At 54.6% G+C, this 23980-nt stretch carries 24 protein-coding genes; 5 read left to right on the top strand and 19 right to left on the bottom strand.

What is annotated here, in order from left to right; translation table 11 throughout:
• Positions 1-35: 35 nt before the first annotated feature.
• The 7 genes from nuoF to HMPREF3178_RS19970 all read right to left on the bottom strand — a co-directional run bounded on the left by nuoF (position 36) and on the right by HMPREF3178_RS19970 (position 6482).
• Positions 36-1373, bottom strand: coding sequence for an NADH-quinone oxidoreductase subunit NuoF (gene nuoF, locus HMPREF3178_RS19995; RefSeq protein WP_004104072.1), 1338 nt, complete (start codon positions 1371-1373; stop codon positions 36-38).
• Complete coding sequence (gene nuoE / locus HMPREF3178_RS19990; protein ID WP_004104075.1) at positions 1370-1870, bottom strand: NADH-quinone oxidoreductase subunit NuoE; 501 nt, start codon at positions 1868-1870, stop codon at positions 1370-1372. Before nuoE ends, nuoF begins: the two co-directional genes overlap by 4 nt.
• A 2-nt stretch (positions 1871-1872) precedes the next feature.
• On the bottom strand, positions 1873-3681 hold the full coding sequence (gene nuoC / locus HMPREF3178_RS19985; RefSeq protein ID WP_004104077.1) for an NADH-quinone oxidoreductase subunit C/D: 1809 nt from the start codon (positions 3679-3681) through the stop codon (positions 1873-1875).
• Positions 3682-3767: 86 nt separating this feature from the next.
• Positions 3768-4442, bottom strand: coding sequence for an NADH-quinone oxidoreductase subunit NuoB (gene nuoB / locus HMPREF3178_RS19980; protein ID WP_002913178.1), 675 nt, complete (start codon positions 4440-4442; stop codon positions 3768-3770).
• Positions 4443-4457: 15 nt separating this feature from the next.
• The gene (gene nuoA / locus HMPREF3178_RS19975; protein ID WP_004104081.1) at positions 4458-4904 is read right to left on the bottom strand and encodes an NADH-quinone oxidoreductase subunit NuoA; all 447 of its coding nucleotides are present in this window, start codon (positions 4902-4904) and stop codon (positions 4458-4460) included.
• A 389-nt stretch (positions 4905-5293) separates the two neighbouring features.
• The gene (locus tag HMPREF3178_RS31045; protein ID WP_105890577.1) at positions 5294-5509 is read right to left on the bottom strand and encodes a hypothetical protein; all 216 of its coding nucleotides are present in this window, start codon (positions 5507-5509) and stop codon (positions 5294-5296) included.
• 46 nt (positions 5510-5555) lie between these two features.
• Positions 5556-6482 (bottom strand): LysR family transcriptional regulator, encoded by a 927-nt coding sequence (locus HMPREF3178_RS19970; protein ID WP_070585438.1) that lies wholly within the window; start codon positions 6480-6482, stop codon positions 5556-5558.
• Positions 6483-7372: 890 nt separating this feature from the next.
• Between HMPREF3178_RS19970 and alaA the strand changes: the two genes are divergently transcribed.
• Positions 7373-8590: an alanine transaminase AlaA gene (gene alaA / locus HMPREF3178_RS19965; RefSeq protein WP_004104085.1), complete on the top strand. Its 1218-nt coding sequence runs from the start codon at positions 7373-7375 to the stop codon at positions 8588-8590.
• Positions 8591-8677: 87 nt separating this feature from the next.
• Positions 8678-9277: a 5'-deoxynucleotidase gene (gene yfbR / locus HMPREF3178_RS19960; RefSeq protein WP_004104086.1), complete on the top strand. Its 600-nt coding sequence runs from the start codon at positions 8678-8680 to the stop codon at positions 9275-9277.
• Positions 9278-9325: 48 nt separating this feature from the next.
• Here yfbR and HMPREF3178_RS19955 read toward each other — a convergent pair whose 3' ends face one another.
• The 4 genes from HMPREF3178_RS19955 to yfbV all read right to left on the bottom strand — a co-directional run bounded on the left by HMPREF3178_RS19955 (position 9326) and on the right by yfbV (position 12943).
• The gene (locus tag HMPREF3178_RS19955; protein ID WP_004104087.1) at positions 9326-11158 is read right to left on the bottom strand and encodes an SLC13 family permease; all 1833 of its coding nucleotides are present in this window, start codon (positions 11156-11158) and stop codon (positions 9326-9328) included.
• Between the two features lie 76 nt (positions 11159-11234).
• Positions 11235-11894 carry a sugar phosphatase gene (locus HMPREF3178_RS19950; protein WP_016808374.1) on the bottom strand — a complete coding sequence of 220 codons (660 nt, stop codon included), beginning with the start codon at positions 11892-11894 and terminating at the stop codon, positions 11235-11237.
• A gap of 11 nt (positions 11895-11905) precedes the next feature.
• Positions 11906-12400, bottom strand: coding sequence for a YfbU family protein (locus HMPREF3178_RS19945; protein WP_004104089.1), 495 nt, complete (start codon positions 12398-12400; stop codon positions 11906-11908).
• Between the two features lie 87 nt (positions 12401-12487).
• Positions 12488-12943, bottom strand: a complete 456-nt coding sequence (yfbV, locus tag HMPREF3178_RS19940) for a terminus macrodomain insulation protein YfbV (protein WP_004104090.1) — start codon at positions 12941-12943, stop codon at positions 12488-12490.
• 335 nt (positions 12944-13278) lie between these two features.
• Here yfbV and ackA point away from each other — a divergent pair, with 335 nt between their 5' ends.
• Positions 13279-14481 carry an acetate kinase gene (ackA, locus tag HMPREF3178_RS19935; protein ID WP_004104091.1) on the top strand — a complete coding sequence of 401 codons (1203 nt, stop codon included), beginning with the start codon at positions 13279-13281 and terminating at the stop codon, positions 14479-14481.
• Between the two features lie 200 nt (positions 14482-14681).
• On the top strand, positions 14682-16826 hold the full coding sequence (gene pta / locus HMPREF3178_RS19930; protein ID WP_004114247.1) for a phosphate acetyltransferase: 2145 nt from the start codon (positions 14682-14684) through the stop codon (positions 16824-16826).
• Between the two features lie 47 nt (positions 16827-16873).
• Here the strand turns inward: pta and HMPREF3178_RS19925 are convergent, their stop codons facing one another.
• The 5 genes from HMPREF3178_RS19925 to HMPREF3178_RS19905 form a co-directional block, all read right to left on the bottom strand.
• Positions 16874-17827 carry a transketolase family protein gene (locus HMPREF3178_RS19925; protein ID WP_004104093.1) on the bottom strand — a complete coding sequence of 318 codons (954 nt, stop codon included), beginning with the start codon at positions 17825-17827 and terminating at the stop codon, positions 16874-16876.
• Positions 17820-18650: a transketolase gene (locus tag HMPREF3178_RS19920; protein WP_004114251.1), complete on the bottom strand. Its 831-nt coding sequence runs from the start codon at positions 18648-18650 to the stop codon at positions 17820-17822. The genes HMPREF3178_RS19925 and HMPREF3178_RS19920 overlap by 8 nt, the downstream gene beginning before the upstream one ends.
• The gene (locus HMPREF3178_RS19915; protein ID WP_004104096.1) at positions 18647-20038 is read right to left on the bottom strand and encodes a PTS ascorbate transporter subunit IIC; all 1392 of its coding nucleotides are present in this window, start codon (positions 20036-20038) and stop codon (positions 18647-18649) included. The genes HMPREF3178_RS19920 and HMPREF3178_RS19915 overlap by 4 nt, the downstream gene beginning before the upstream one ends.
• A gap of 20 nt (positions 20039-20058) precedes the next feature.
• Positions 20059-20331, bottom strand: a complete 273-nt coding sequence (locus HMPREF3178_RS19910; RefSeq protein WP_004104098.1) for a PTS sugar transporter subunit IIB — start codon at positions 20329-20331, stop codon at positions 20059-20061.
• 79 nt (positions 20332-20410) lie between these two features.
• Positions 20411-20854, bottom strand: a complete 444-nt coding sequence (locus tag HMPREF3178_RS19905; protein WP_064373216.1) for a PTS sugar transporter subunit IIA — start codon at positions 20852-20854, stop codon at positions 20411-20413.
• A 236-nt stretch (positions 20855-21090) separates the two neighbouring features.
• On the opposite strand from HMPREF3178_RS19905, the gene HMPREF3178_RS19900 reads away from it, so the two are divergent.
• Positions 21091-22110 (top strand): LacI family DNA-binding transcriptional regulator, encoded by a 1020-nt coding sequence (locus HMPREF3178_RS19900; RefSeq protein ID WP_004104102.1) that lies wholly within the window; start codon positions 21091-21093, stop codon positions 22108-22110.
• A gap of 3 nt (positions 22111-22113) precedes the next feature.
• Here HMPREF3178_RS19900 and yfcD read toward each other — a convergent pair whose 3' ends face one another.
• From yfcD to yfcF, 3 genes are read right to left on the bottom strand one after another with little or no spacing between them, the layout of a single operon-like run.
• The gene (yfcD, locus tag HMPREF3178_RS19895; protein WP_004104103.1) at positions 22114-22668 is read right to left on the bottom strand and encodes an NUDIX hydrolase YfcD; all 555 of its coding nucleotides are present in this window, start codon (positions 22666-22668) and stop codon (positions 22114-22116) included.
• A 58-nt stretch (positions 22669-22726) separates the two neighbouring features.
• Positions 22727-23278 carry a phosphodiesterase gene (gene yfcE, locus HMPREF3178_RS19890; protein ID WP_004104104.1) on the bottom strand — a complete coding sequence of 184 codons (552 nt, stop codon included), beginning with the start codon at positions 23276-23278 and terminating at the stop codon, positions 22727-22729.
• Between the two features lie 56 nt (positions 23279-23334).
• A complete protein-coding gene (yfcF, locus tag HMPREF3178_RS19885; RefSeq protein ID WP_004104105.1) occupies positions 23335-23979 on the bottom strand; it encodes a glutathione transferase in 645 nt (214 codons plus the stop codon).
• Between the last annotated feature and the right edge of the window lies 1 nt (position 23980).

The raw sequence follows: 23980 nt of genomic DNA, 5'->3' as shown, positions 1-23980 counted from the left end.
CGCCTTGATGCAACCTGAATGATCTTGTGGATACATTACCAGCGCGTCTTAAGCAGGTTCGGCTGAATCCCGTTGATTGCATGGGTATTGCTGAACTGCTGTTTAATGCCAGCTTCGAATTCTTCGCGGAAATATTTAATCGCGCTCTGTAGCGGCTCAACCGCACCCGGCGCGTGCGCGCAGAAGGTTTTACCCGGTCCGAGGAATCGACACAGTTGCTCAAGCGTCTCGATATCCCCCGGCTGCCCTTCGCCGCGCTCGAGAGCGCGCAGAATTTTCACGCTCCACGGCAGACCGTCGCGGCAAGGCGTGCACCAGCCGCAGGACTCGCGGGCGAAAAACTCTTCGAGGTTGCGCACCAGCGATACCATGTTGATCTCGTGGTCAACGGCCATCGCCAGCGACGTCCCCAGGCGGCTTCCCGCTTTACCGATGCTTTCGAACTCCATCGGCAGGTCAAGATGCGCTTCAGTCAGGAAGTCGGTACCCGCGCCGCCCGGCTGCCAGGCCTTGAACTTCAGGCCATCGCGCATGCCGCCGGCGTAATCTTCGAGGATCTCGCGCGCGGTGGTGCCGAACGGCAACTCCCAGACGCCCGGATTTTTCACTCGCCCGGAGAAGCCCATCAGCTTGGTGCCGGCATCTTTACTGGTGGAAATGTTCTGATACCACTCAACGCCGTTAGCCAGAATCGCCGGCACGTTGCACAGGGTTTCAACGTTGTTAACGCAGGTCGGTTTGCCCCATACGCCGGAGCTGGCCGGGAACGGCGGCTTCGAGCGCGGGTTCGCGCGGCGGCCTTCGAGAGAGTTAATCAACGCGGTTTCTTCGCCGCAAATATAGCGCCCTGCCCCGGTATGGACGAACAGCTCGAAGTCAAAACCGGTGCCGAGTATGTTTTTGCCGAGCAGGCCCGCTTCGGTCGCTTCGGCAATCGCCCGGCGCAGATGCTGAGCCGCTTCAACATATTCTCCGCGCAGGAAGATGTAGCCGCGGTAAGCTTTCAGCGCAAAAGCGGAGATCAGCATACCCTCCACCAGCAGGTGCGGCAGCTGCTCCATCAGCAGGCGGTCTTTATAGGTACCCGGCTCCATTTCATCGGCGTTACACAGCAGATAACGGATGTTCATGGATTCGTCTTTCGGCATCAGGCTCCACTTCAAACCGGTGGAAAAGCCCGCGCCGCCGCGCCCTTTCAGGCCAGCGTCTTTTACCGCCGTGACGATTTCATCCGGCGCCATCCCGGAGAGGGCTTTACGCGCCCCGGCGTAGCCATTTTTGCTCTGGTATTCATCCAGCCAGACCGGCTGCTTGTCGTCGCGCAGCCGCCAGGTCAGCGGATGGGTTTCGGCAGTACGAATAATGGTTTTCATTTATACCGCTCCAGGAGGTCAGGAATCGCTTCCGGCGTCAGATAACTGTGAGTGTCCTCATCAATCATCATCGTCGGCCCCTTGTCGCAGTTGCCCAGACAGCAGGTCGGCAGCAGAGTGAAGCGGCCATCAAAGGTCGTTTGACCCGGTTTGATATCCAGCTTCTTCTCGATCGCCGACTGAATGCCCTGGAACCCGGTAATATGGCACACCACGCTATCGCAGTAGCGAATCACGTGACGCCCTACCGGCTGGCGGAAAATCTGGCTATAGAACGTCGCCACACCTTCTACGTCGCTGGCCGGGATCCCCAGCACATCGGCGATAGCGTAGATTGCGCCGTCCGGCACCCAGCCGCGCTGCTTCTGAACGATCTTCAGCGCTTCAATGGACGCCGCACGCGGGTCTTCGTAGTGGTGCTTCTCGTGCTCAATCGCCTCACGCTCTGCCGCACTCAGCTCAAAAGCCTCGGTTTGTGGTTGTTGATTCTCGTGCATAATTAGCGGTCCACGTCTGACATAACAAAATCGATACTACCCAGATAGACAATCAGGTCAGAGACCAGACTGCCGCGAATGGCGGCCGGGATCTGCTGCAGGTGCGCGAAGCTCGGCGTACGCACGCGGGTACGGTAGCTCATGGTGCTGCCGTCGCTGGTCAGGTAGTAACTGTTAATCCCCTTCGTCGCTTCAATCATCTGGAAGGATTCCTGCGCCGGCATCACCGGGCCCCAGGAAACCTGCAGGAAGTGCGTAATCAGGGTTTCGATATGCTGCAGCGTGCGCTCTTTCGGCGGCGGCGTCGTGAGCGGGTGATCCGCCTTGAACGGGCCTTCCGGCATGTTATCGAGGCACTGCTGAAGAATGCGCAGGCTCTGGCGCAGCTCTTCCACTTTCAGCATCACGCGGGTGTAGCAGTCGGAGACGCCACCGCCGGTCGGGATCTCAAAGTCGAAGTTTTCATAGCCAGAATAGGGACGCCATTTACGTACGTCGAAGCCGATGCCGGTGGCGCGCAGGCCCGCGCCGGTGGTGCCCCACTCCAGCGCTTCTTTCGCATTATAGGCGGCAACCCCTTTCGAACGACCGATCAGGATAGTGTTGCGTAGCGCGGCTTTCTCATAGGAATCCAGACGCTTCGGCATCCACTCGAGGAATTCGCGCAGCAGGCGATCCCAGCCGCGAGGCAGGTCGTGCGCGACGCCGCCGATGCGGAACCAGGCCGGGTGCATACGGAAACCAGTAATCGCCTCCACCAGATCGTAGATCTTCTGGCGGTCGGTAAAGGCAAAGAATACCGGCGTCATCGCCCCGACGTCCTGGATAAAGGTGGAGATGTACAGCAGATGGCTGTTGATGCGGAACAGCTCGGAGAGCATCACGCGGATCACGTTGACGCGGTCCGGCACGGTAATACCCGCCAGTTTCTCTACCGCCAGTACGTACGGCATTTCGTTAACGCAGCCGCCAAGATATTCAATACGGTCGGTATAAGGAATGTAGCTATGCCAGGACTGGCGTTCGCCCATCTTCTCCGCGCCGCGGTGGTGGTAACCGATATCGGGCACGCAGTCGATAATCTCTTCGCCATCGAGCTGCAGAATAATACGGAACGCACCGTGCGCTGAAGGGTGGTTCGGGCCGAGGTTAAGGAACATGAAGTCCTCGTTTTCGGTCCCGCGCTTCATGCCCCACTCTTCCGGTTTGAAGGTCAGCGCTTCCATTTCCAGATCCTGTTTGGCTTTGGTCAGCTCAAACGGGTCAAATTCGGTGGCGCGCGCCGGATAGTCTTTACGCAGCGGATGGCCTTCCCATGTCGGCGGCATCATGATGCGCCTGAGGTTCGGGTGGCCGTCGAAGGTCACGCCAAACATCTCCCAGGTTTCACGCTCATACCAGTTAGCGTTAGGGAACAGTTTGGTGAAGGTCGGCAGATGCAGATCGTTTTCAGACAAGGCAACCTTGAGCATGATGTCGCGGTTGCGGTCTATTGAAATCAGGTGATAGAAAACGGAAAAATCCGCGGCGGGTAAACCGTCGCGGTGCGTGCGCAGACGTTCGTCCATGCCGTGCAGATCGAACAGCATCACGTAAGGCTTCGGCAATTTCTTCAGGAAATCACCCACCTCAAGCAGCTGTTCGCGCTTAACCCAAACCACCGGAACGCCGGTGCGGGTAGGCTGAACGGTAAAGGCATCCGGCCCAAAACGGTTGCGCAGTTCGCCGATCACCGGGTCATCAAGGTGATCGCGGGTTTGCCAGGCTGGTGCGGCGTCATGCGCGGTTAAATCGGTCATATTGTTCACCATTGCAAAAGGTCCGTGGTGACTGCTGGCGAGGCTTCGCGCTGTAGTAGATTGATTTGCGAAGTTTTTATCCCGCCCGCAGGCGCAAGTTAAATCTCGTCCGGAGTCCGCAGATTGGTCACTGCAATACGCTCGCCGCGTTTACGCTCGCGTTCCGACTGCATATTGGCGCGGTACACGCCCTGATCGCCTACCACCCACGAGAGCGGACGGCGTTCTTTACCAATGGATTCCTGCAGCAGCATCAGCGCCTGCATGTAAGCTTCCGGACGCGGTGGACAGCCCGGGATGTAAACATCGACCGGAATAAACTTATCCACGCCCTGGACGACGGAGTAAATATCGTACATTCCGCCGGAGTTGGCGCATGCGCCCATCGAGATAACCCACTTCGGCTCCAGCATCTGGTCATAAAGACGCTGAATGACCGGCGCCATTTTGGTGAAGCAGGTCCCCGCAACCACCATCAGGTCAGCCTGACGCGGGGAGGCACGTAATACTTCTGCACCAAAGCGCGCAACGTCATGCACCGCGGTGAATGACGTCACCATTTCCACGTAGCAGCAAGAAAGGCCGAAGTTATAAGGCCAGATTGAGTTCTTACGGCCCCAGTTCACCATGTCATGCAAGGCGTGTTCGAGTTTCCCCATATACACGCTTTTATTGACTTCTTGCTCCAGGGGGTCGGTTACGATCTCCTGTTTTTGCAGGGGGTAACGGTCGTTCTCACCGTTAGGATCGATGCGGGTGAGCGTATAATCCATCTTATTGCCTCGCTTTTACTGCGTATGACGGTTAGTGGGACTGTCTGTTTCCGGGTTAACCAGCGTGCGACGGGAGCGCGCAGGCGTCCAGTCCAGTGCGCCGATACGAACGAGGTAAACCAGACCAGCCAGTAGCACTAAAATGAAAATTGCGGCTTCCACAAAGCCGACCCAGCCGCTTTCACGGATAGAGGCCGACCATGCGTAGAGATACAGGGCTTCCACGTCGAAAATCACGAAGAACATGGCTACCAGATAAAACTTCGCAGAAAGACGTAAGCGAGCCGAACCGACGGAGTCGATCCCGGATTCAAACGGCGTGTTCTTGCTACGCGCGCGCGCGCGTCCGCCAAGATACCAGCCGCCGACAAGCATCAGGCAGCACAGGCCGATAGCGATGATGAGAAATATAGCGAATGCCCAATGATGAGCGATGACTTCAGTGGATGTTGACATACGCATTGCTTAACCAAAAAAGTGTAGCGCTAAAACCCTCTGCTCTTACTGGCAGATGAACGCCACAGCGTTTCACGGGGAGGAATAAAAAAAATGCCGTGCAAAAAAGCGTCCCTGGGTGATGTGGAAGGCCAGTTGCGGTGGCTTTTTACTCCTTTCATTAACCTTTTGTCAACTTTAACAAAAGTTTTCACAACATTAATTTACATTGGATTTTTTTCATTAACATTAAATGCCCTTTCATGCGGAATAACCTTGCATACTGTTCGGCTTTAGTGTTGTTGAATCGTGTCCGTTTCCGCCGTAAATCAAAATTACCCGTCTATTTTGACAGGATTCAGACACGATTCCTCCCCCTAAGGAGGGGTATTTTCTTGATCTGCGACACGCTTTTGTTAATTCAACCAAGAAAACAGCAACAAACCAGATGGTTTTTTAACATTAGCAGGAAGTATTGAAAGTGCAGAGAAAAGTGGAGAAATGAGAGGAAGAGCAGAACTAAGCCACTGATTTAGATGCAAAGAAACCAACAAAACATTTAATTCATCAATAAAATTTGAAAAAAACGAACCACAGTGGCGATTTTGCAGGTCTGTGGTTCGTTTTTGCACTTACATTTTGTTACCAGTTTTTGTGATGTTTGTTAGCTTTTTCCCTTCAGGAAACAAGGGAATTATCTCCCCCTTCAGGGGTATAAATGCGCTGGCTAGACCATGGCTGGTACTCCGTGCTCAATGACTGGAAAATCGCCTGAGTGAGCTCGCTTGCCTTCTGAGGGTTACAGTTCAACATGTAGTGGGTATCCGGCAGCACCGGTAACCCGTCGCTTCTGCCCGGCACGCGAAACTCCGGGCTCATCATCTCTACCGGCTGCGCGGTTACGCCAAGTCCGGCTTTCACCGCCGCTTTGACCCCAGCCATTGATGACGCCGTATGGGACAGATGCCAGGGAACCCGGGCAACATCGAGTACCGTAGTGATATCTTCGCGAAACGGATCTGCGGCATCCAGCAATACAAGCGGGACCGACTCGCCCTGCGGGAGAACGTAATCCGCCGCGCAGTACCACAGGGTTGGCGAAGTGCGCAGCGTCAGCATTTCCGAACCCTTCGTTGGTCGGGTCGTTAGCGCGAGATCGATCGCCACATTGTTCAGCATATCTACTATATCGGGATGATTGAGGACTTTAATTTCAAGGGTCAGCTTGGGATAAAAACTGCCGATCCGATTTAATAAGAACGGTAAAATGGTATCCGCTGTCTCATCAGAAGCACCCACTGTCAGCGTCCCCTGGAGGCTGCCGAACATGAGCGACATACAGGCTTCATCGTTAAAACGCAGAATCTTCCGCGCATAGCCTAACAGCTGAATACCCTGTTCTGTCAGGATTTTATTGCGCCCGTGGCGAGCAAAAAGTTCTTTGCCGACCAACTGCTCCAGCCGCTGCATCTGCTGGCTTACCGCTGACTGAGTCCGGCACACCGCAACGGCGGCAGCGGCAAATGTACTGAGATCGGCGACGGCAACAAAGGTTCTCAAGAGGTCGAGGTCTAAATTTAGTATCGAACGATTTTCATTTATCATATTTGCTTCACTTTCAGGCGGCTAATGCTTACCTGCCTTGTTGATGCTGTGCTCCAGGCTTCCGGCTAATCCTTCAGCTTCGCGTTATCCGCCAGGAGAGAGGCGAATGAACAACTGGACGAACGTTATTGCATTAGAAAGCACTCATCCGCAGCAAATGTGCGGAATTTCTGAGTAATATTTTGTTCGTAGGCCTAAGCGCTTTTAATTACGACGCGCTGGCTTTTTGTGATGTGACGCAAAAAAACAGCCAGCGATGGCCATCTTCGGCATCCTCACGGGCGACAAACTTGCCATAGCCCTCAGGAAGATAACAAAAACCTGCAATAACAATGTATTAATAAAAAGACTAGCTACCGGGTATAGCTCTACGTCCGTATTAACGGCGATATTCTAACCGAAAACCACAATATTTATAAGAGTTAATCAGTATTAACTCAGCTAATTTTAAACGCTTTTCAGAACCTTAATTAAATTAACAAATCTAAGAATATTCCTTATGTAAAATAAAACTCATTTATCGATTAAATACTTTCATTAAAAATAGCGCGTCAAGTTGTTACAACCTGCTGTGTATTGTGAAATAAACGTTCTCATTTAAGAGACGCTTTATTGCGCAAAAAATAATCCGCTCATCCTCCAAGCAGAAAAAACCATATAAACGTTCGCAAAAACACGACATCACACAATATAAGACCAATTATAAAACCAGAGAAGGCATAATGTATAAACAAAATCGCCTGACGCCAGGGAAATTGATTAAACCAAAAAAACATGAATAGCAAAATCTTCTCCTGTTAACCCTTCAAAACAGCGGGGATGCGGAGTACATTGTTCCGTGCTGACTTCCACGGCAGGGAGTGGCGATAACAGCTAAAAGGTCAAGGTTCATGTCCCCCATCGAAAAATCCAGCAAGTTAGATAACGTCTGTTACGACATCCGCGGCCCGGTTCTGAAAGAGGCGAAACGCCTTGAAGAAGAAGGCAATAAAGTCCTGAAGCTGAACATCGGCAACCCAGCGCCGTTCGGCTTTGACGCACCTGACGAAATCCTCGTTGACGTCATCCGCAATCTCCCCACCTCCCAGGGCTATAGCGATTCAAAAGGTCTTTATTCCGCGCGTAAGGCCATCATGCAGCACTATCAGGCCCGCGGTATGCGCGATGTGACGGTCGAAGACATCTATATCGGTAACGGCGTTTCCGAGCTTATCGTCCAGGCCATGCAGGCCCTGCTGAACAGCGGTGATGAAATGCTGGTTCCGGCGCCGGATTATCCGCTCTGGACCGCCGCAGTCGCGCTTTCCAGCGGTAAAGCGGTGCATTATCTTTGCGATGAATCGTCCGACTGGTTCCCGGATCTCGACGATATTCGCGCCAAAATCACCCCGCGCACCCGCGGCATTGTGATTATCAACCCGAATAACCCAACCGGGGCGGTATACTCAAAAGAGCTGCTGATGGAGATCGTTGAGATCGCCCGGCAGAATAACCTGATTATTTTCGCCGACGAGATCTACGATAAGATCCTCTACGATGATGCGCAGCACCATTCTATAGCCCCGCTGGCCCCGGATCTGCTCACCGTAACCTTTAATGGTCTGTCAAAAACCTACCGCGTCGCCGGCTTCCGCCAGGGCTGGATGGTGCTTAACGGCCCGAAGAAACACGCTAAAGGCTACATCGAAGGCCTGGAGATGCTGGCTTCCATGCGCCTGTGCGCCAACGTTCCGGCCCAGCATGCAATTCAAACGGCCCTCGGCGGTTATCAGAGCATCAGCGAGTTTATCGTTCCCGGCGGCCGTTTATATGAACAGCGTAATCGCGCCTGGGAGCTGATTAACGAAATCCCCGGCGTCTCGTGCACTAAGCCGAAAGGCGCGCTGTATATGTTCCCGAAAATCGACGCTAAACGCTTTAATATTCACGATGATCAAAAAATGGTGCTCGATTTTCTGCTGCAGGAGAAAGTCCTGCTGGTTCAGGGAACCGCCTTTAACTGGCCGTGGCCGGATCACGTACGTATTGTGACCCTCCCGCGCGAAGACGATCTTGAAATGGCGATTACCCGCTTCGGACGCTTCCTTTCCGGCTACCATCAGCTCTGATTTAGCCTGTCCAGCCGCCGGTATTTGCATCCGGCGGCGATCCCTGCGCACAATGGCACCCGACGTCGTAACTGATTAAGGGTTCCTATGAGTCAGAGTCATTTCTTTGCCCACCTCTCCCGCCTGAAACTGATCAACCGCTGGCCGCTGATGCGCAATGTCCGCACAGAAAACGTCTCCGAACACAGCTTACAGGTCGCCATGGTTGCCCATGCGCTGGCGGCGATTAAAAATCGCAAATTTGGCGGCCAGGTTAACGCTGAGCGAATCGCGCTGCTGGCGATGTATCATGATGCTTCAGAAGTGCTGACCGGCGATCTGCCGACGCCGGTGAAGTATTTCAATTCGCAAATTGCGCAAGAGTACAAAGCCATCGAGAAAATCGCCCAGCAGAAGCTGGTCGATATGGTTCCTGACGAGCTGCGCGACATTTTTGCGCCACTCATTGACGAACATCACTATAGCGAAGAGGAAAAATCCATTGTCAAACAGGCCGATGCGCTTTGCGCCTACCTGAAGTGTCTGGAAGAGCTATCGGCGGGTAACAATGAATTTCTGCTGGCCAAGGGCCGCCTGGAGAAAACGCTGGAATCGCGCCGCAGTCCAGAGATGGACTACTTTATGCGGGTATTTGTACCGAGCTTCCATCTTTCCCTTGATGAAATTAGCCAGGATTCTCCTTTATAAATCACTTCCCGGCCGGCGCGCGCCTGACCGGGAATTTTTACAGCGCTATCAAAACGGGAACAGTACCGGGATTAGCAGTACGCACACCACCATCACCATGATGGTAAACGGTACGCCAATTTTGACAAAATCGCTAAATGAGTACTTACCCGGCCCCAGCACCAGCGTGTTCACCGGTGATGATACCGGCGTCATAAACGCCGCAGAAGCCGCCATAGCCACGACCATCGCAAAGGGATATGGCGATACGCCCATCGACTTCGCCGCAGCCAGCGCAATCGGCGCCATCAGCACCGCGGTAGCGGTATTGGAAATAAACAGGCCGATAGCCGCGCACATCACGAACAGGCAGCCCAGCATCAGATAGGGCCCTTTACTCCCCGCCACGTCCATCAGGCCTTTCACAACCAGATCCACCCCGCCGGTTTTCTGCAGCGCCAGGGCAAAAGGCATCATTCCGACGATCAAAATAATGCTCGGCCAGTGGATGGCTTTATAGGCGCTTTCCGCGTTGATGCAGCGGAATTTACCCATCAGCAGGCAGGCAATGATGGCCGCTATAGGGTTAGGTATTTCGTCAGTCAGCATCAGCGCCACCATCAGCACCAGACAGAAAATGGCGTGCGGCGCCTGGCTGTGCGCCGGCGAGGCGTCATTGACCTCAATGGGCATATTCAGCACCACGAAGTCCCGCCCCCGCTTGGCCAGCAGGGCTATCTGCCGCCAGTTGCCAACCACCAGCATGATATCGCCAAGCTGCAGGGGTTCATCGGTGACTGCGCCGTCAATGGCTTTGCCATCGCGCTTCAGGCCCACGATGTTCAAATCAAAACGGGTACGAAAAGCGATTTCGCGCACCGACTTGCCAATCAGTTCTGAATCCGGGATCAGAGAGACTTCCGCCATCCCTACGTCCAGCGCCTGATCGGAAAAATATTCACCGCGCAGCACCATCGGCTCAAGCATCTGCTCGCCGCAAAACTGGCGTAAATCAACGTCCGAAGCCGACATATCGATCAGCAAAACGTCACGGGCGCGGAATTCTGATACCCCATTAACGTTCACGATAACCCGCCGAAAGCGCCGCCAGCGCTCAACGCCGATGACGTTCGCCCCATAGCGCTCGCGTAGTTTCAGGTCGTCCAGGCGCTGGCCAATCATCGGCGAGCCGGGGCGAATAGCCAGGCGACGCGCCCTGCCGGTCAGATGATAATCTTTGATGAGATCGCGAAAGGTGCTGCGTTTACGCCCATCTCTGACCTGTTCGCTTTCATCTCCCTTAAGCATAAAGCGCATCACCAGCATATAGAAAACGCCCAGAACCAGCACCACCAGGCCTATCGGCGTGACGCTAAAAAAGCTGAATCCTTGCAGCCCTTCGCGTAATAGTTCGCTGTTGACGACCAGGTTGGGCGGCGTGGCGACAAGCGTCATCATCCCGCTGATAAGCCCGGCAAAACTGAGCGGCATCATTAACCGCGAAGGCGAGGTGTTCATGCGCATTGATACGCTGAGCACCACCGGAATAAAAATGGCCACCACGCCCGTCGAGCTCATAAAAGCGCCCAGTCCGGCAACGGTCAGCATCAAAAAAACCAGCATTTTGGTTTCGCTGTTACCGGCAACCTTCACCAGCCAGGAACCCATTTTAGTGGCAACCCCGGTACGCACCAGCCCATCGCCAATAATGAAAAGCGCGGCAATAAGGATAACGTTGGGATCGCTAAAACCGGAGAAGGCCTCGCTGAGCGTCAAGGTGTCGCTGAGGACAAACGCGACAATCACCAGCAAAGCGATAGCGTCCATGCGCACTTTTCCGGTGGCAAAGAGCACGACGGCTACGGCAAGAAGAGATAACACCCAAATCAATTCACCGTTCACAACTTATCCTTGTCAGAAGATGGAGTTGGAAGTTTGGCATAAAAAAGCCCCGCCAACGCGGGGCTAAATCATGAGATTAGTTTTTAAGGCTAACATTCACCTTGCCGTCAGGCAGACGCTCAACCTGCAGGCTTTCCAGCGTCGTTAATACTAAATCCGCTTCATCAAGACGCGGTGCATCGGCGGGCACGTTGACCGCGATGGTCCGACAGCCGGCATTCAGGCCGGAAAGCAGACCGGCAGGGGCATCCTCCACGACGGCGCAATCCGCCGGGGCCAGGCCCAACAGTTCGGCCCCCAGCAGATAGGCATCCGGAGCGGGTTTCCCGTGCTTTACGCGCTCGGCAGTGACGAACACCTCAGCTTCAGGCAGACCTGCGGCACGGTGACGAGCGTGGGCCACGGGTATCGAACCCGACGTCACAATCGCCCAGGGGATCCCGGCTTCATCCAGGGTTTTGAGCAACGCAACCGCACCCGGCAGCGCCGTAACGCCATCGGTATCCGTCGCTTCTACCGTTTCCAGCAGGGTGAATTCAGCCTGAATCTCTTCTTCGCTGCGGCCGGGGAGAAAGTGACGCAACGAGGTGATTGCCTGCTTGCCATGAATGAAGTTCAGCACTTCATCATGAGGGATACTGAATCGATCCGCCCATTTACACCACGAACGCTCCACCACCGGCAACGAATCGACTAATGTCCCGTCAAGATCAAACAGGAAACCTTTACACTGCACGGGAACCTCCATCAGGCGTTGATAATTTGATTAATTTCGTTACTGCTCAGATGATACTGACGCGGGCAGGCGTGCCAGGTGCTCAGCATACGCTGGTATTTTTCCCACATCGGGGTCTGGGAGTTAAAGCCGTGAGTCCCGGCGTCAAAGTGGCTGTAGCGTCCCTCAACGTTGACCATAAAGCGAACGTAGCCGAGATAGCGAGCTTCAGTGGCAACGTCAAAACCGAGGAATGTGACCCGACGCTCGTCGATTCCGCTGGCGTCCTTCAGGTTGGTCCAGGAGACATGCAGCGCATGATACATCTCCATGATATCAATGATGGTACGACACGTTTCCTCGGTAAGCTGGCCAAACTCGCGGTCCAGCTCGCGCATCTGCAGCCCGTATCCACGCTCAATGATGGTCTGTAGACGGCGATAGCGTTCGGCGTTGTCCGGGTCGAGCATCGTCATCATCTTGTACTGATTCGACAGAATCAGACGTTGCGCATTGGTCATTTCCATTTTTGACTCCTGTTGCACTTTTTACGGCGTGAAAAAAGAAGGCGCATGAATTATGCGCCTTCTTTTATATGCGTTTTCCTGATGCAATTACAAATCATCCAGGAAAGTTTTATCCAGTTGTTTGAAGGCGCGCTTAAGCGTGTCAGCTAAAGCCTGATAATCAGGCTTACCGTCGACCGGCGTTAATGCTTGTCCGGCCTCCTGCAATTTACCGCGCACTTCATAAAACCAGTTTAAAATCGACGGCGGCAGCGGCGTCACCGAGCGCTTGCCCAACCACCATAATCCCTGCATCGGCAGGCTCAGCGCAAACAGCGCGGTAGCCACGGCCGGGCCAAGCTGGCCGCCAAGGGCGATTTGCCAGCACAGCGTGAAAATCGCTACGGGCGGCATGATACGAATCGCATAGCGCGTGGCGCGAATAATACGGTTTTCGATAAACACCGGGGCGAGGCGCTTATCCAGAGGCCAGGTCTTTGCATAATGCTGCCCGTGGCGAAACAAGCCGAAAAAACTTACAGGGCGATTTTCTGGACCAGACATGGCTTACCTCAACTTTACATATAAAACTTAAAAAATTTGTGCAAAACACCAACTGTGTATGACAACGTTCAAAAGATTTTGGCAATGGCGGCCTCAATCAGGTATTCTGTGCGCACCTGAGGGGCGGTTAGACCCTTTTACCAGGTTAGTCAAATTATCGCATATTCTGCCACTGGCTGAAAATTATGCAAAATGACATAAAATCAAATGTACTTCTCCCATCGTGCCGAAAACAGTGCAAGGCATGATGTTAATCATAAATGTCGATGTCATCCTGCGCTACGCTTTGTGACACACTGACGTTTTTTTAGCCACGTATCATAAAAGGTACTTCCATGTCGAGTAAGTTAGTACTGGTTCTGAACTGCGGTAGCTCCTCTCTGAAATTCGCTATCCTTGATGCCGTCAACGGTGACGAATACCTGTCCGGTTTAGCAGAATGTTTCCATCTTCCAGAAGCCCGTATCAAATGGAAAATGGATGGCAGCAAACAAGAAGCCGAGCTAGGCGCTGGCGCTGCTCACAGTGAAGCGCTGAACTTTATCGTTAACACTATTCTGGCACAAAAACCAGAACTGTCTGCTCAGCTGACCGCAATCGGCCATCGTATCGTTCACGGCGGTGAGAAATACACCAGCTCCGTTGTTATCGATGACTCCGTCATTCAGGGCATTAAAGATTCCGCATCTTTCGCTCCGCTGCACAACCCTGCGCACCTGATCGGTATCGCTGAAGCGCTGAAATCCTTCCCGCATCTGAAAGATAAGAACGTTGCCGTGTTCGACACCGCGTTCCACCAGACCATGCCGGAAGAATCTTACCTCTATGCCCTGCCGTACAGCCTGTACAAAGAACACGGCGTACGTCGCTACGGCGCGCACGGTACCAGCCACTTCTATGTGACTCAGGAAGCTGCGAAAGTTCTGAACAAACCGGTTGAAGAGCTGAACATCATCACCTGCCATCTGGGCAACGGTGGTTCCGTTTCCGCTATCCGTAACGGTAAATGCGTTGACACCTCTATGGGTCTGACTCCGCTGGAAGGCCTGGTTATGGGTACGCGTTCTGGCGATATCGACCCGGCAATCATTTTCCATCTGCACGATGCCCTGGGCATGAGCGTAGACGCCATCAACAAAATGCTGACCAAAGAGTCCGGTCTGCTCGGCCTGACCGAAGTGACCAGCGACTGCCGCTATGTTGAAGACAACTACCAGGACAAAGCGGATGCTAAACGCGCTATGGACGTTTACTGCCACCGCCTGGCAAAATACATCGGTTCCTACACCGCGCTGATGGATGGCCGTCTGGACGCGGTTATTTTCACCGGCGGTATCGGTGAGAACGCGGCGATGGTTCGCGAACTGTCTCTGGGCAAACTGGGCGTACTGGGCTTTGAAGTTGATCACGAGCGCAACCTGGCTGCCCGTTTCGGCAAGTCTGGCTTCATCAACAAAGAAGGCACTCGCCCGGCTATCGTCATTCCGACCAACGAAGAGCTGGTCATCGCGCAAGACGCCAACCGTCTGACCGCCTGATTCCACACCGCCAGCCATAACCCTAAATAATTCGAGTTGCAGGAAGGCGGCGACGCAGCGAATCCCCAGGAGCGTATGAGGAGTACGTGACTGGGGTGAGCAAGTAAAGCCAACGCACATGCAACTTGAAGTATGACGGGAAGCTGGTGGTGCAGTTTTGTATCCCGCCTGATACTGGCGGTAACGAAAGAGGATATATCGTGTCCCGTACAATTATGCTGATCCCTACCGGAACCAGCGTAGGCCTGACCAGCGTCAGCCTCGGTGTTGTCCGTGCTATGGAACGTAAAGGCGTGCGCCTGAGCGTCTTTAAACCAATCGCTCAACCACGCGCCGGTGGCGATGCGCCAGACCAGACGACGACCATCATTCGCGCGAACTCCGACCTTCCGGCCGCAGAACCGTTGAAGATGAGCCACGTTGAGTCGCTGCTCTCCAGCAACCAGAAAGACGTGCTGATGGAAGAGATCATCGCCAACTACCACGCCAACGCTCAGGATGCTGAAGTGGTGCTGGTTGAAGGTCTGGTCCCGACCCGCAAACATCAGTTTGCCCAGTCGCTGAACTACGAAATCGCCAAAACGCTGAACGCTGAAATCGTCTTCGTCATGTCCCAGGGTACCGATACTCCGGAACAGCTGAAAGAACGCGTTGAGCTGACTCGCAGCAGCTTCGGCGGCGCGAAAAACACCAGCATTACCGGCGTAATCGTCAACAAGCTGAATGCGCCAGTTGACGAACAGGGCCGTACTCGCCCTGACCTGTCAGAAATCTTCGACGACTCTTCCAAAGCGAAAGTCGTGAAGATCGATCCGGCTCAGCTGCAGAACGGTAGCCCATTACCGGTTCTGGGCGCGGTGCCGTGGAGCTTCGATCTGATCGCCACCCGCGCGATCGATATGGCGCGTCACCTGAACGCCACCATCATCAACGAAGGCGACATTAATACCCGCCGCGTGAAGTCCGTGACCTTCTGCGCACGCAGCATTCCACACATGCTGGAGCACTTCCGCGCAGGATCGCTGCTGGTCACTTCCGCAGACCGTCCCGACGTTCTGGTCGCCGCCTGCCTGGCCGCGATGAACGGCGTGGAAATCGGCGCCATCCTGCTGACCGGCGGCTACGAAATGGACGAGCGCATCAGCAAGCTGTGCGAACGCGCATTCGCGACCGGCCTGCCGGTATTTATGGTCAACACCAATACCTGGCAGACCTCCCTGAGCCTGCAGAGCTTCAACCTGGAAGTTCCGGTTGACGATCACGAGCGCATCGAGAAAGTTCAGGAATACGTGGCTAACTACATTAACGCTGACTGGATCGAGTCGCTCACCGCGACTTCCGAGCGTAGCCGTCGCCTCTCTCCGCCAGCCTTCCGCTATCAGCTCACCGAGCTGGCGCGTAAAGCAGGCAAGCGCGTTGTTCTGCCGGAAGGTAACGAACCGCGTACCGTTAAAGCCGCCGCTATCTGCGCCGAGCGCGGTATCGCCACCTGCGTCCTGCTGGGCAACCCGGAAGAAATCACCCGCGTTGCCGCGTCTCAGGGCGTAGAGCTGGGCGCCGGGATTGAAATCGTCGATCCGGAAGTGGTTCGCGAAAGCTACGTAGCTCGCCTGGTCGAGCTGCGTAAGAGCAAGGGTATGACCGAAGCGGTTGCTCGCGAGCAGCTGGAAGACAACGTGGTTCTTGGCACCCTGATGCTGGAGCAAGACGAAGTTGACGGTCTGGTCTCCGGCGCGGTTCACACCACCGCCAACACCATCCGTCCGCCACTGCAGCTGATCAAAACGGCCCCTGGTAGCTCTCTGGTCTCCTCCGTATTCTTCATGCTGCTGCCGGAACAGGTTTACGTTTACGGCGACTGCGCGATCAACCCGGATCCGACCGCTGAGCAGCTGGCTGAAATCGCCATTCAGTCTGCTGAATCCGCAATTGCCTTTGGCATCGAGCCGCGCGTGGCCATGCTCTCCTACTCCACCGGCACTTCAGGCGCAGGCAGCGATGTAGAGAAAGTTCGCGAAGCGACTCGTCTGGCGCAGGAAAAACGTCCTGACCTGATGATCGACGGCCCGCTGCAGTATGATGCTGCGGTAATGGCTGACGTTGCGAAATCCAAAGCGCCGAACTCCCCGGTTGCCGGACGCGCTACCGTGTTCATCTTCCCGGATCTGAACACCGGTAACACCACTTACAAAGCCGTACAGCGTTCCGCCGACCTGATCTCCATCGGGCCGATGCTGCAAGGCATGCGTAAGCCGGTGAACGACCTGTCCCGCGGCGCGCTGGTTGACGATATCGTCTATACCATCGCCCTGACCGCTATTCAGTCGTCCCAGCAGCAAGCATAATCTGCCCGCTGCATGAAAAAAGGCGACCGGATGGTCGCCTTTTTTATTTACAGCAGCTCGCGCGCCGCTGAGACAATATCATGCGCCGTCAGGCCATACTCCTTCTGCAAGAACTCCTGCGTTCCCACCTGACCGTAGCGCTCTTTCACTCCTACGCGCCGCATCGGTACCGGACAGGTTTCCACCAGCACCTCCGCCACCGCCGAACCCAGTCCATTGTGAATACTGTGGTTTTCGCAGGTCACGATGCGCCCGGTTTTTTCGGCGTAATTTTTCACCAGCATGCGGTCAATGGGCTTCAGGGTAAACATATCAATCACCGCCGCGCTAACGCCTTCCTGCTCAAGCTGGCGCGCCGCCTCCAGCGCTTCCGCTACCATAATCCCATTGGCAATCAGCGTGATATCTTCACCTTCGCGCAGCACATTCCCTTTGCCAATGGTGAACGTTGAACCCGGCGCGTACACGCTCGGCGCCTGTTTGCGAATGGTGCGAACCCAGTAGAAGCCGTCGAGATCGATAAGCTGACGCAGAATCTCATCGAACATCACCGCATCGGTCACTTCCAGCACGACCGAATGCGCCAGGCCGCGCACAATCCCCATATCTTCAAACGACATATGGGTTCCGCCGTTATGGCAGGCGGTCACCCCCGCATCGGAAGCAATTACTTTGACGTTATTCCGCTGATAATCGAGCGACATAAACAGCTGGTCGAAACAGCGGCGGCTGGCAAAAGCGGTAAAGGTGTGCACAAACGGCTTGCGTCCGGTCAATGATAGCCCGGCGGCAGTGCCTATCACGTTGGCTTCCATGATGCCGCAGTTGATGACGTGCTGCGGATGTTCCCGCGCGACGCCGTCCATCGCCATGGAACTCATCAAATCCGCTTCCAGCGCGATAATTGGGCTCTTGTCTGCAATCTGCTCTGCGACGAACCCGGCATAAACCTTACGCATCTCTACGGCATCTTTTTGCCCTGCTGGTGCAAGCTTAATCATGTTCGGCCTCCAGTTGGCGAATTGCCTCGTTTAGCGTCTCTTTCATTTCGCCCGTCAGGCGCAAATGGTGGTTGTTGCTGAGATTTTCGAGATACGGCACGCCCTGGCCTTTCACGCTATCGAGAATGACTACCCGCGGTCGCGCATCGACAGGCGGAACGGGCTGTACCGCAGCCAGCAGTCCGGGAACGTCATCGCCTTTAACGGTCACGACATCAAAACCAAAGGCGCGGAATTTATCTTCCAGATTAAAAGCGCGAATGATCTCATCCAGCCTGCCGTCAAGCTGTAGCTTGTTCCAGTCAACAAATACGGTCAGGTTATTCAGGCGATGATGGGCGATAAACTGGAATGCTTCCCAGCACTGGCCTTCATTCAGTTCCCCGTCGCCAACGATACAGAACACACGATTCGTCCGTCCCGCCAGCTTATGCGACAGCGCCATCCCGCCAGCGATGGAAATCCCCTGCCCCAGCGACCCCGTTGTGGCGTCTACGCCGCGCGTTTTTAGCCGATCCGGATGGCTTGGCAGCCGCGTACCGTTCTGGTTCAGCGTGCTTAGTTCCTCCATCGGGAAATATCCCTTTATCGCCAGCGTACTGTACAGCGCCGGGCCGGCATGGCCTTTCGATAACACAAAGTAGTCGCGCTCGGGCCAGTCCGGATCGGCGGGATCAATTTTCATCACCGCGCCGTACAGTACCGCCAGCGTTTCCACGACCGACATACTGCCGCCGTAGTGGCCAAAACCGAGATCCGTCAGCGATTTAAGGGTTGCGACGCGAATGTCTCGCGCCAGTTTAGTCACTTCTTGCACATTCATGATTTCGCTCCGCTGTTCTCCTGCGCGCCGCGGCCCACAGATTTCTTTTTCGCAAAAACGTTGTACGCCACCAGCAGTACGAACAACGCCACAACCAGGCCAGTTATCGCAAACGGCGACAGATAGCGGGCCAGATTACCCAGCACGATGCCGACGACGCCGAAATCAGCATCCGAGAAAGTGGTGTTGGCAAAACCAATCGCCCCCAGTACAGGCAGGAGCAGCACCGGCAGGAAGGTGATCAGCAGACCATTGGCAAACGCGCCGATCATTGCCCCGCGCCGCCCGCCGGTCGCGTTGCCAAACACGCCAGCGGTCGCGCCGGTAAAGAAATGCGGCACCACGCCGGGCAGAATCAACACCCACTTAAATTGCCCGCAGAGGAACAACCCGACCAGCCCGCCGAGGAAGCTAAACAGGAAGCCAATCAGTACCGCATTGGGCGCATAGGGATAAACAACCGGACAGTCCAGCGCCGGACGGGCATTGGGCACCAGCTTTTCCGAAAACCCGGTAAAGGCCGGTACGATTTCCGCCAGAATCAGGCGTACCCCTTGCAGGATGATGAACACCCCGGCAGCGAAGGTGATCGCCATAATGATGGCGTAGACCAGGTAGTTCTGGCCGCCGCTGAAGGTGCTTTCAACGTATTCACGCCCTGCGCTCACCGCCATAATCAGATAGATGATCATCATGGTCAGCGAAATAGAGATGGAGCTGTCGCGCAGGAAGCTCAGGTTTTTCGGCAGGTTCATCTCTTCTGTTGAACGCGAGCCTTTACCGCAAACGCTACCGATCCACCCCGACAGTACGTAGCCCAGAGTGCCGAAGTGGCCGAAAGCAATGTCATCGGTTCCGGTAATACGCTTCATATAGCGCTGGGCCAACGCCGGGAAGAATGCCATGACCAGACCAAGGATCAGCGAACCGGTAAATACCAGCCCGACCCCCTCAAAACCCGCCACGGTGAGAATCACGCCAATCATGCAGGCCATATAGAAGGTGTGGTGCCCGGTGAGAAAAATGTACTTCAGGCGCGTAAACCGGGCGACCACAATATTTGCCACCATCCCAAACGCCATAATCAGCGCGGTTGAAGCACCATATTTTTCCAGTGCAATAGAAACTATCGCCTCATTATTAGGGATAATTCCCTGAATATTAAATGCGTGTTCAAACATCCCCCCCAATGGATTCAGCGAGCCGACTAATACCGTCGCGCCACCGCCGAGAACGATAAAGCCCAGAATAGTTTTAATTGTTCCCTTCACGACGTCGGAGAAAGATTTTTTTTGCGCCACCAGACCAATTAACGCAATTAAACCGACCAGTACTGAAGGGACTTTAAGAATATCAACAACAAAATTCAGCGTTTCAAGGATAAACATATCCACCTCGCTATAAATAGTTATTGTCTGGCGAACCACGCGCGCAGCTGCGCTTCGAGTTCATTAATATCGATGATGTTAGTAATCACCACCAGCTGGCTTTCCGGTACGCTGGCGCTGGCAGCAATATCTTTAGCCATCACAAACAGATCCGCCGCGCCAGGAGTTGCCGACGACAGATCGGAGTGCTCTACCTCGGCCTCGATTTCGAGCTTTTTAAGCACTTTTTTAATATTCATTTCAACCATAAAACTGCTGCCCAGGCCAGAACCGCAAATTGCCATAATTTTCATTGTTATCACCTTTTTTGGGTAGAGTAGGTCCGCATCACGCAGGCGCGTAATGTCCGATAAGTCGGATGTTTAAATTAACTCAGAAGCGTGCGATGATTTTTTTAATCTCCTCAAGGCCGGTTGCCTGATGTAATTGATGCATATCTTCATCGCTGGAAAATAATTCCGCCAGAGCCGCGATCATTTCGAGATGGCTATGTTTATCCGGTGCCGCAAGCATAATGATAATATCAACCGGGTCGAACTCCTCTGAGCCAAACGATACGCCCTGTTCCAGTTTCAACAGCGATAGTCCTAAGCCCTTTGCCCCCTCCTCTGGCCGCGCATGCGGCATCGCCAGTCCCGGCGCCAGCACGTAATACGGCCCCAGCCTGCGATGCTGCTCCACGATCGCCTTCACGTAAGCAGGTTCGATAACGCCGGCCTCGAGCAGCGGCCGGGCGCAGATATCCAGCGCCTCGGGCCAGCTGTCTACGTTCTGCCGCAGCGCAATGGTGGCATCAGAGAGCCATGTGTTGAGCATTTTATCCCCCGTCTTTTAGCAAAAGATGGGCAAACTTTATGCAAGCAGGGAAGAGTTATCTGCGAGAACGATCACAAAGATAGCGCTACCAAAAAGGAACATTCAGATTTGTGATAGCGCTATCAATTCACAATCATCCTGTGAAAACGCAGCAAAAAGCCCCGGTTAAGGCGTATACTCCCTGACACGTGAAGTAATGGATGAAAATAAAAAACGTCTGTTTAGCAGGAATATGTATGTCTCTAACCCGAAAACGGCGTAGTACCGGTAAAGTGACGATCGCCGATGTTGCTCAGCTGGCAGGTGTGGGAACCATGACCGTATCCCGCGCGCTTCGCACGCCGGAACAAGTTTCCGATAAACTCCGTGAAAAAATCGAAGCGGCGGTGCAAGAACTCGGGTATATGCCTAACCTCGCCGCCAGCGCCCTGGCATCAGCCTCTTCAAGAACTATCGCGATGGTGGTCCCCAATCTGGCGGAGGCGGGCTGCTCAGCGATGTTTGCCGGGCTTCAGCAGGTACTACAGCCGGCGGGTTATCAAATCATGCTCGCGGAATCGCAGCACCGTCTTGAGCAGGAAGAAAAGTTGCTGGAAACGCTGCTGGCTTCGAATATCGCCGCCGCCATTCTGCTTAGCGTTGAACATAGCGATACCGTACGCCACTGGCTGCAAAACGCCTCGATTCCGGTGGTGGAAATGGGAGCGATGCGCGCCGATCCTATCGACATGAATATCGGCATTGATAACGTAGCGGCGATGTTCGAGCTGACGGAGATGCTCATTCACCGCGGCTATCAGAATATCGGTCTGCTGTGCGCCAATCAGGAACAGTGGATTTTTCAGCAGCATTTGCAGGGGTGGTACAAGGCCATGCTGCGCCATCATATGTCGCCTAACCGGGTGATTAACGCTGCGCTACCGGCCAACTTTTCCACCGGCGCTTCGCAGCTGCCGGAGTTTTTGCTGGCATGGCCAGAACTCGATGCGCTGGTCTGCGTTTCCGATGAGCTGGCATGCGGGGCGCTGTATGAGTGCCAGCGTCGGCGTATCAAGGTGCCTGATGATTTAGCCGTCGTCGGCTTTGGCGACAGTGACGTGAGTCGGGTGTGCCAGCCGCCGTTAACGACCATGGCTGTGCCGCACCACAAGATTGGTATAGAAGCCGGGCGAGCCCTTCTGGAGCGTTTTAATGAGGGAAACTGGAGCGACAGGAAACCCATCGCGTCCAGTTTATGCATGCGGGATAGCTGCTAAAGGCTATTCCGCCTCTTCCTGTTTTTCGGCTTTTGTTGGCTCATTGTTGGCATTGCGGGTCATCCACAGCGCCAGCGCTTTTAATGAATCCGGAGTGAATTCATCGCAGCGGGCGGTGATCTCTTCCGGCGTCAGCCAGCACACTTCGCTCACTTCTTCTTCTTGCAGCGCGAACGGTCCGTGCGATACGCAGCTAAACAGACCGCCCCAGACGCGGCAGTGCTTATCTTCGTAGTAGAACTGCCCGTGGTCAGCGAAGGGCACGCCGGCAATGCCGAGCTCTTCTTCCGCCTCGCGGCGCGCGGACTCCAGCATTTGCTCATCAGCCTGCACCACGCCACCGGCGGTGGCGTCCAGCATGCCCGGCTGGAAATCTTTCGTTTCGGTACGACGCTGCACCAGGATTTTGCCCATCCCATCATGAACAACAATGTAGGTCGCGCGATGACGCAGACACTCCGCGCGCATTTGTTCGCGGCTGGATTGTGCTATCACCTCGTTGTTTTCATTAACAATATCGACCCATTCTGTGCTTGCCAAATGATTCTGTTCCGCCATCAGGAAACCTTACTTTTTAAAGCGCTCTCGCGGCGCGTCTATACGATTGAGGGGTAAATTACGGGTAAATTGCGACCTCTGCAATAACCTGATGATCATCGAGTGCTAAAACCTGCAATCGCCCCTCGTTCAGAAGACCGTAGCTGGCGGTAAATCCCCCTTTAGGGATGCTGACCGAGCCGGGATTGAAGAGAAAAATCTCGCCGCGTTTCTCGGCTACCGGAATATGAGTATGGCCGTAAGCCAGCACATCGCCAGCGGCGAGTGGAGGCAAATTATCGGGGCTGTACAGATGTCCGTGAGTGAGAAACAGGCGGGTTCGCTCGCTCAAAACCTGCTGCCAGGGGGCGGTTATGGGGAAATGGAGCAGCATCTGATCGACTTCGCTGTCGCAGTTGCCGCGAACGGCAATCACCCGCTCCGCTACGCGGTTTAACGCCTCTGCGACCTGGGCCGGGGCATAACCTTCAGGAAGCGCGTTACGCGGTCCGTGATTCAGCACATCACCGAGAATAACCAGCCACTGCGCCCCGCTTCGCGCGAACAGCTCAAGCACGCGTTCGGCTGCAGGTAGAGAGCCATGGATATCCGAGGCAAACATCAGCTTCATACAATTCATCTCCACGCATTACGATGCCGCTATGATAACGGAACCGCTGACGCTTATCAGCCCGCTCGTTTGGCTGAGAGTGCGACGTAGCGCTGGACTGACGCTCGCTGCCACTGGAAGGTGGCATAATCAGCCAGCGCGGTCGGAACCTCATCGCCGTTCAGAACCAGACGATTGAGCATCAGCGCAAGATCGGTATCGGCTATAGACCATTCGCCAAATAAATTCTGCCCGCCATGGGATAGCAGAACGCCAGCCGTTTCAAACAGCTTGCCGGCGCTTTTTTTCCCGGCTTCGCTGAGCGGCGGTTTCTTTTCTCCGGCAAAAACCACGGCCGTCGAGCGTTCTTCACGAATCGGCATTAAATCGCTACGCAGCCAGGCCTGCACTTGACGCGCCCGCGCGCGCTTTTGCAGGTCATGCGGATACAGCCTCTCCCACTCCGGAGGCGCGAAGCGTTCATCGAGATATTCGGTAATCGCGGAGGATTCGCTCAGGAAGAACTCACCGACCTCCAGCAGCGGTACGCGCCGCGTCACGCTGTAGCCTTTCCAGCCGCTTTGCAGATGCTCGCCGCTGTCGAGATCGACGGTTTTTAGAGTAAAAGGCAGGCTCTTTTCCTGCAGGGCAACGTACACGGACATCACATAGGGCGAGAAAAAATCGGCGTCGGACCACAGGGTAATCGCGGACTGGCTCATA

The sequence above is a fragment of the Klebsiella sp. HMSC09D12 genome, assembly GCF_001808475.1.
Taxonomy (GTDB): Bacteria; Pseudomonadota; Gammaproteobacteria; order Enterobacterales; family Enterobacteriaceae; genus Klebsiella; species Klebsiella oxytoca.
The sequence above is the reverse complement of the archived record's forward strand: the minus strand, read 5'-3'. Positions and strand labels throughout refer to the sequence as shown.

What these genes read in the sequence shown, in the direction of transcription:
- nuoF (WP_004104072.1), bottom strand. Translation starts at nt 1,373, where the DNA reads ATGAAAACCATTATTCGTACTGCCGAAACCCATCCGCTGACCTGGCGG.
- nuoE (WP_004104075.1), bottom strand. Translation starts at nt 1,870, where the DNA reads ATGCACGAGAATCAACAACCACAAACCGAGGCTTTTGAGCTGAGTGCG.
- nuoC (WP_004104077.1), bottom strand. Translation starts at nt 3,681, where the DNA reads ATGGTGAACAATATGACCGATTTAACCGCGCATGACGCCGCACCAGCC.
- nuoB (WP_002913178.1), bottom strand. Translation starts at nt 4,442, where the DNA reads ATGGATTATACGCTCACCCGCATCGATCCTAACGGTGAGAACGACCGT.
- nuoA (WP_004104081.1), bottom strand. Translation starts at nt 4,904, where the DNA reads ATGCGTATGTCAACATCCACTGAAGTCATCGCTCATCATTGGGCATTC.
- HMPREF3178_RS19970 (WP_070585438.1), bottom strand. Translation starts at nt 6,482, where the DNA reads ATGATAAATGAAAATCGTTCGATACTAAATTTAGACCTCGACCTCTTG.
- alaA (WP_004104085.1), top strand. Translation starts at nt 7,373, where the DNA reads ATGTCCCCCATCGAAAAATCCAGCAAGTTAGATAACGTCTGTTACGAC.
- yfbR (WP_004104086.1), top strand. Translation starts at nt 8,678, where the DNA reads ATGAGTCAGAGTCATTTCTTTGCCCACCTCTCCCGCCTGAAACTGATC.
- HMPREF3178_RS19945 (WP_004104089.1), bottom strand. Translation starts at nt 12,400, where the DNA reads ATGGAAATGACCAATGCGCAACGTCTGATTCTGTCGAATCAGTACAAG.
- yfbV (WP_004104090.1), bottom strand. Translation starts at nt 12,943, where the DNA reads ATGTCTGGTCCAGAAAATCGCCCTGTAAGTTTTTTCGGCTTGTTTCGC.
- ackA (WP_004104091.1), top strand. Translation starts at nt 13,279, where the DNA reads ATGTCGAGTAAGTTAGTACTGGTTCTGAACTGCGGTAGCTCCTCTCTG.
- HMPREF3178_RS19925 (WP_004104093.1), bottom strand. Translation starts at nt 17,827, where the DNA reads ATGATTAAGCTTGCACCAGCAGGGCAAAAAGATGCCGTAGAGATGCGT.
- HMPREF3178_RS19920 (WP_004114251.1), bottom strand. Translation starts at nt 18,650, where the DNA reads ATGAATGTGCAAGAAGTGACTAAACTGGCGCGAGACATTCGCGTCGCA.
- HMPREF3178_RS19915 (WP_004104096.1), bottom strand. Translation starts at nt 20,038, where the DNA reads ATGTTTATCCTTGAAACGCTGAATTTTGTTGTTGATATTCTTAAAGTC.
- HMPREF3178_RS19910 (WP_004104098.1), bottom strand. Translation starts at nt 20,331, where the DNA reads ATGAAAATTATGGCAATTTGCGGTTCTGGCCTGGGCAGCAGTTTTATG.
- HMPREF3178_RS19905 (WP_064373216.1), bottom strand. Translation starts at nt 20,854, where the DNA reads ATGCTCAACACATGGCTCTCTGATGCCACCATTGCGCTGCGGCAGAAC.
- HMPREF3178_RS19900 (WP_004104102.1), top strand. Translation starts at nt 21,091, where the DNA reads ATGTCTCTAACCCGAAAACGGCGTAGTACCGGTAAAGTGACGATCGCC.
- yfcD (WP_004104103.1), bottom strand. Translation starts at nt 22,668, where the DNA reads ATGGCGGAACAGAATCATTTGGCAAGCACAGAATGGGTCGATATTGTT.
- yfcE (WP_004104104.1), bottom strand. Translation starts at nt 23,278, where the DNA reads ATGAAGCTGATGTTTGCCTCGGATATCCATGGCTCTCTACCTGCAGCC.
- yfcF (WP_004104105.1), bottom strand. Translation starts at nt 23,979, where the DNA reads ATGAGCCAGTCCGCGATTACCCTGTGGTCCGACGCCGATTTTTTCTCG.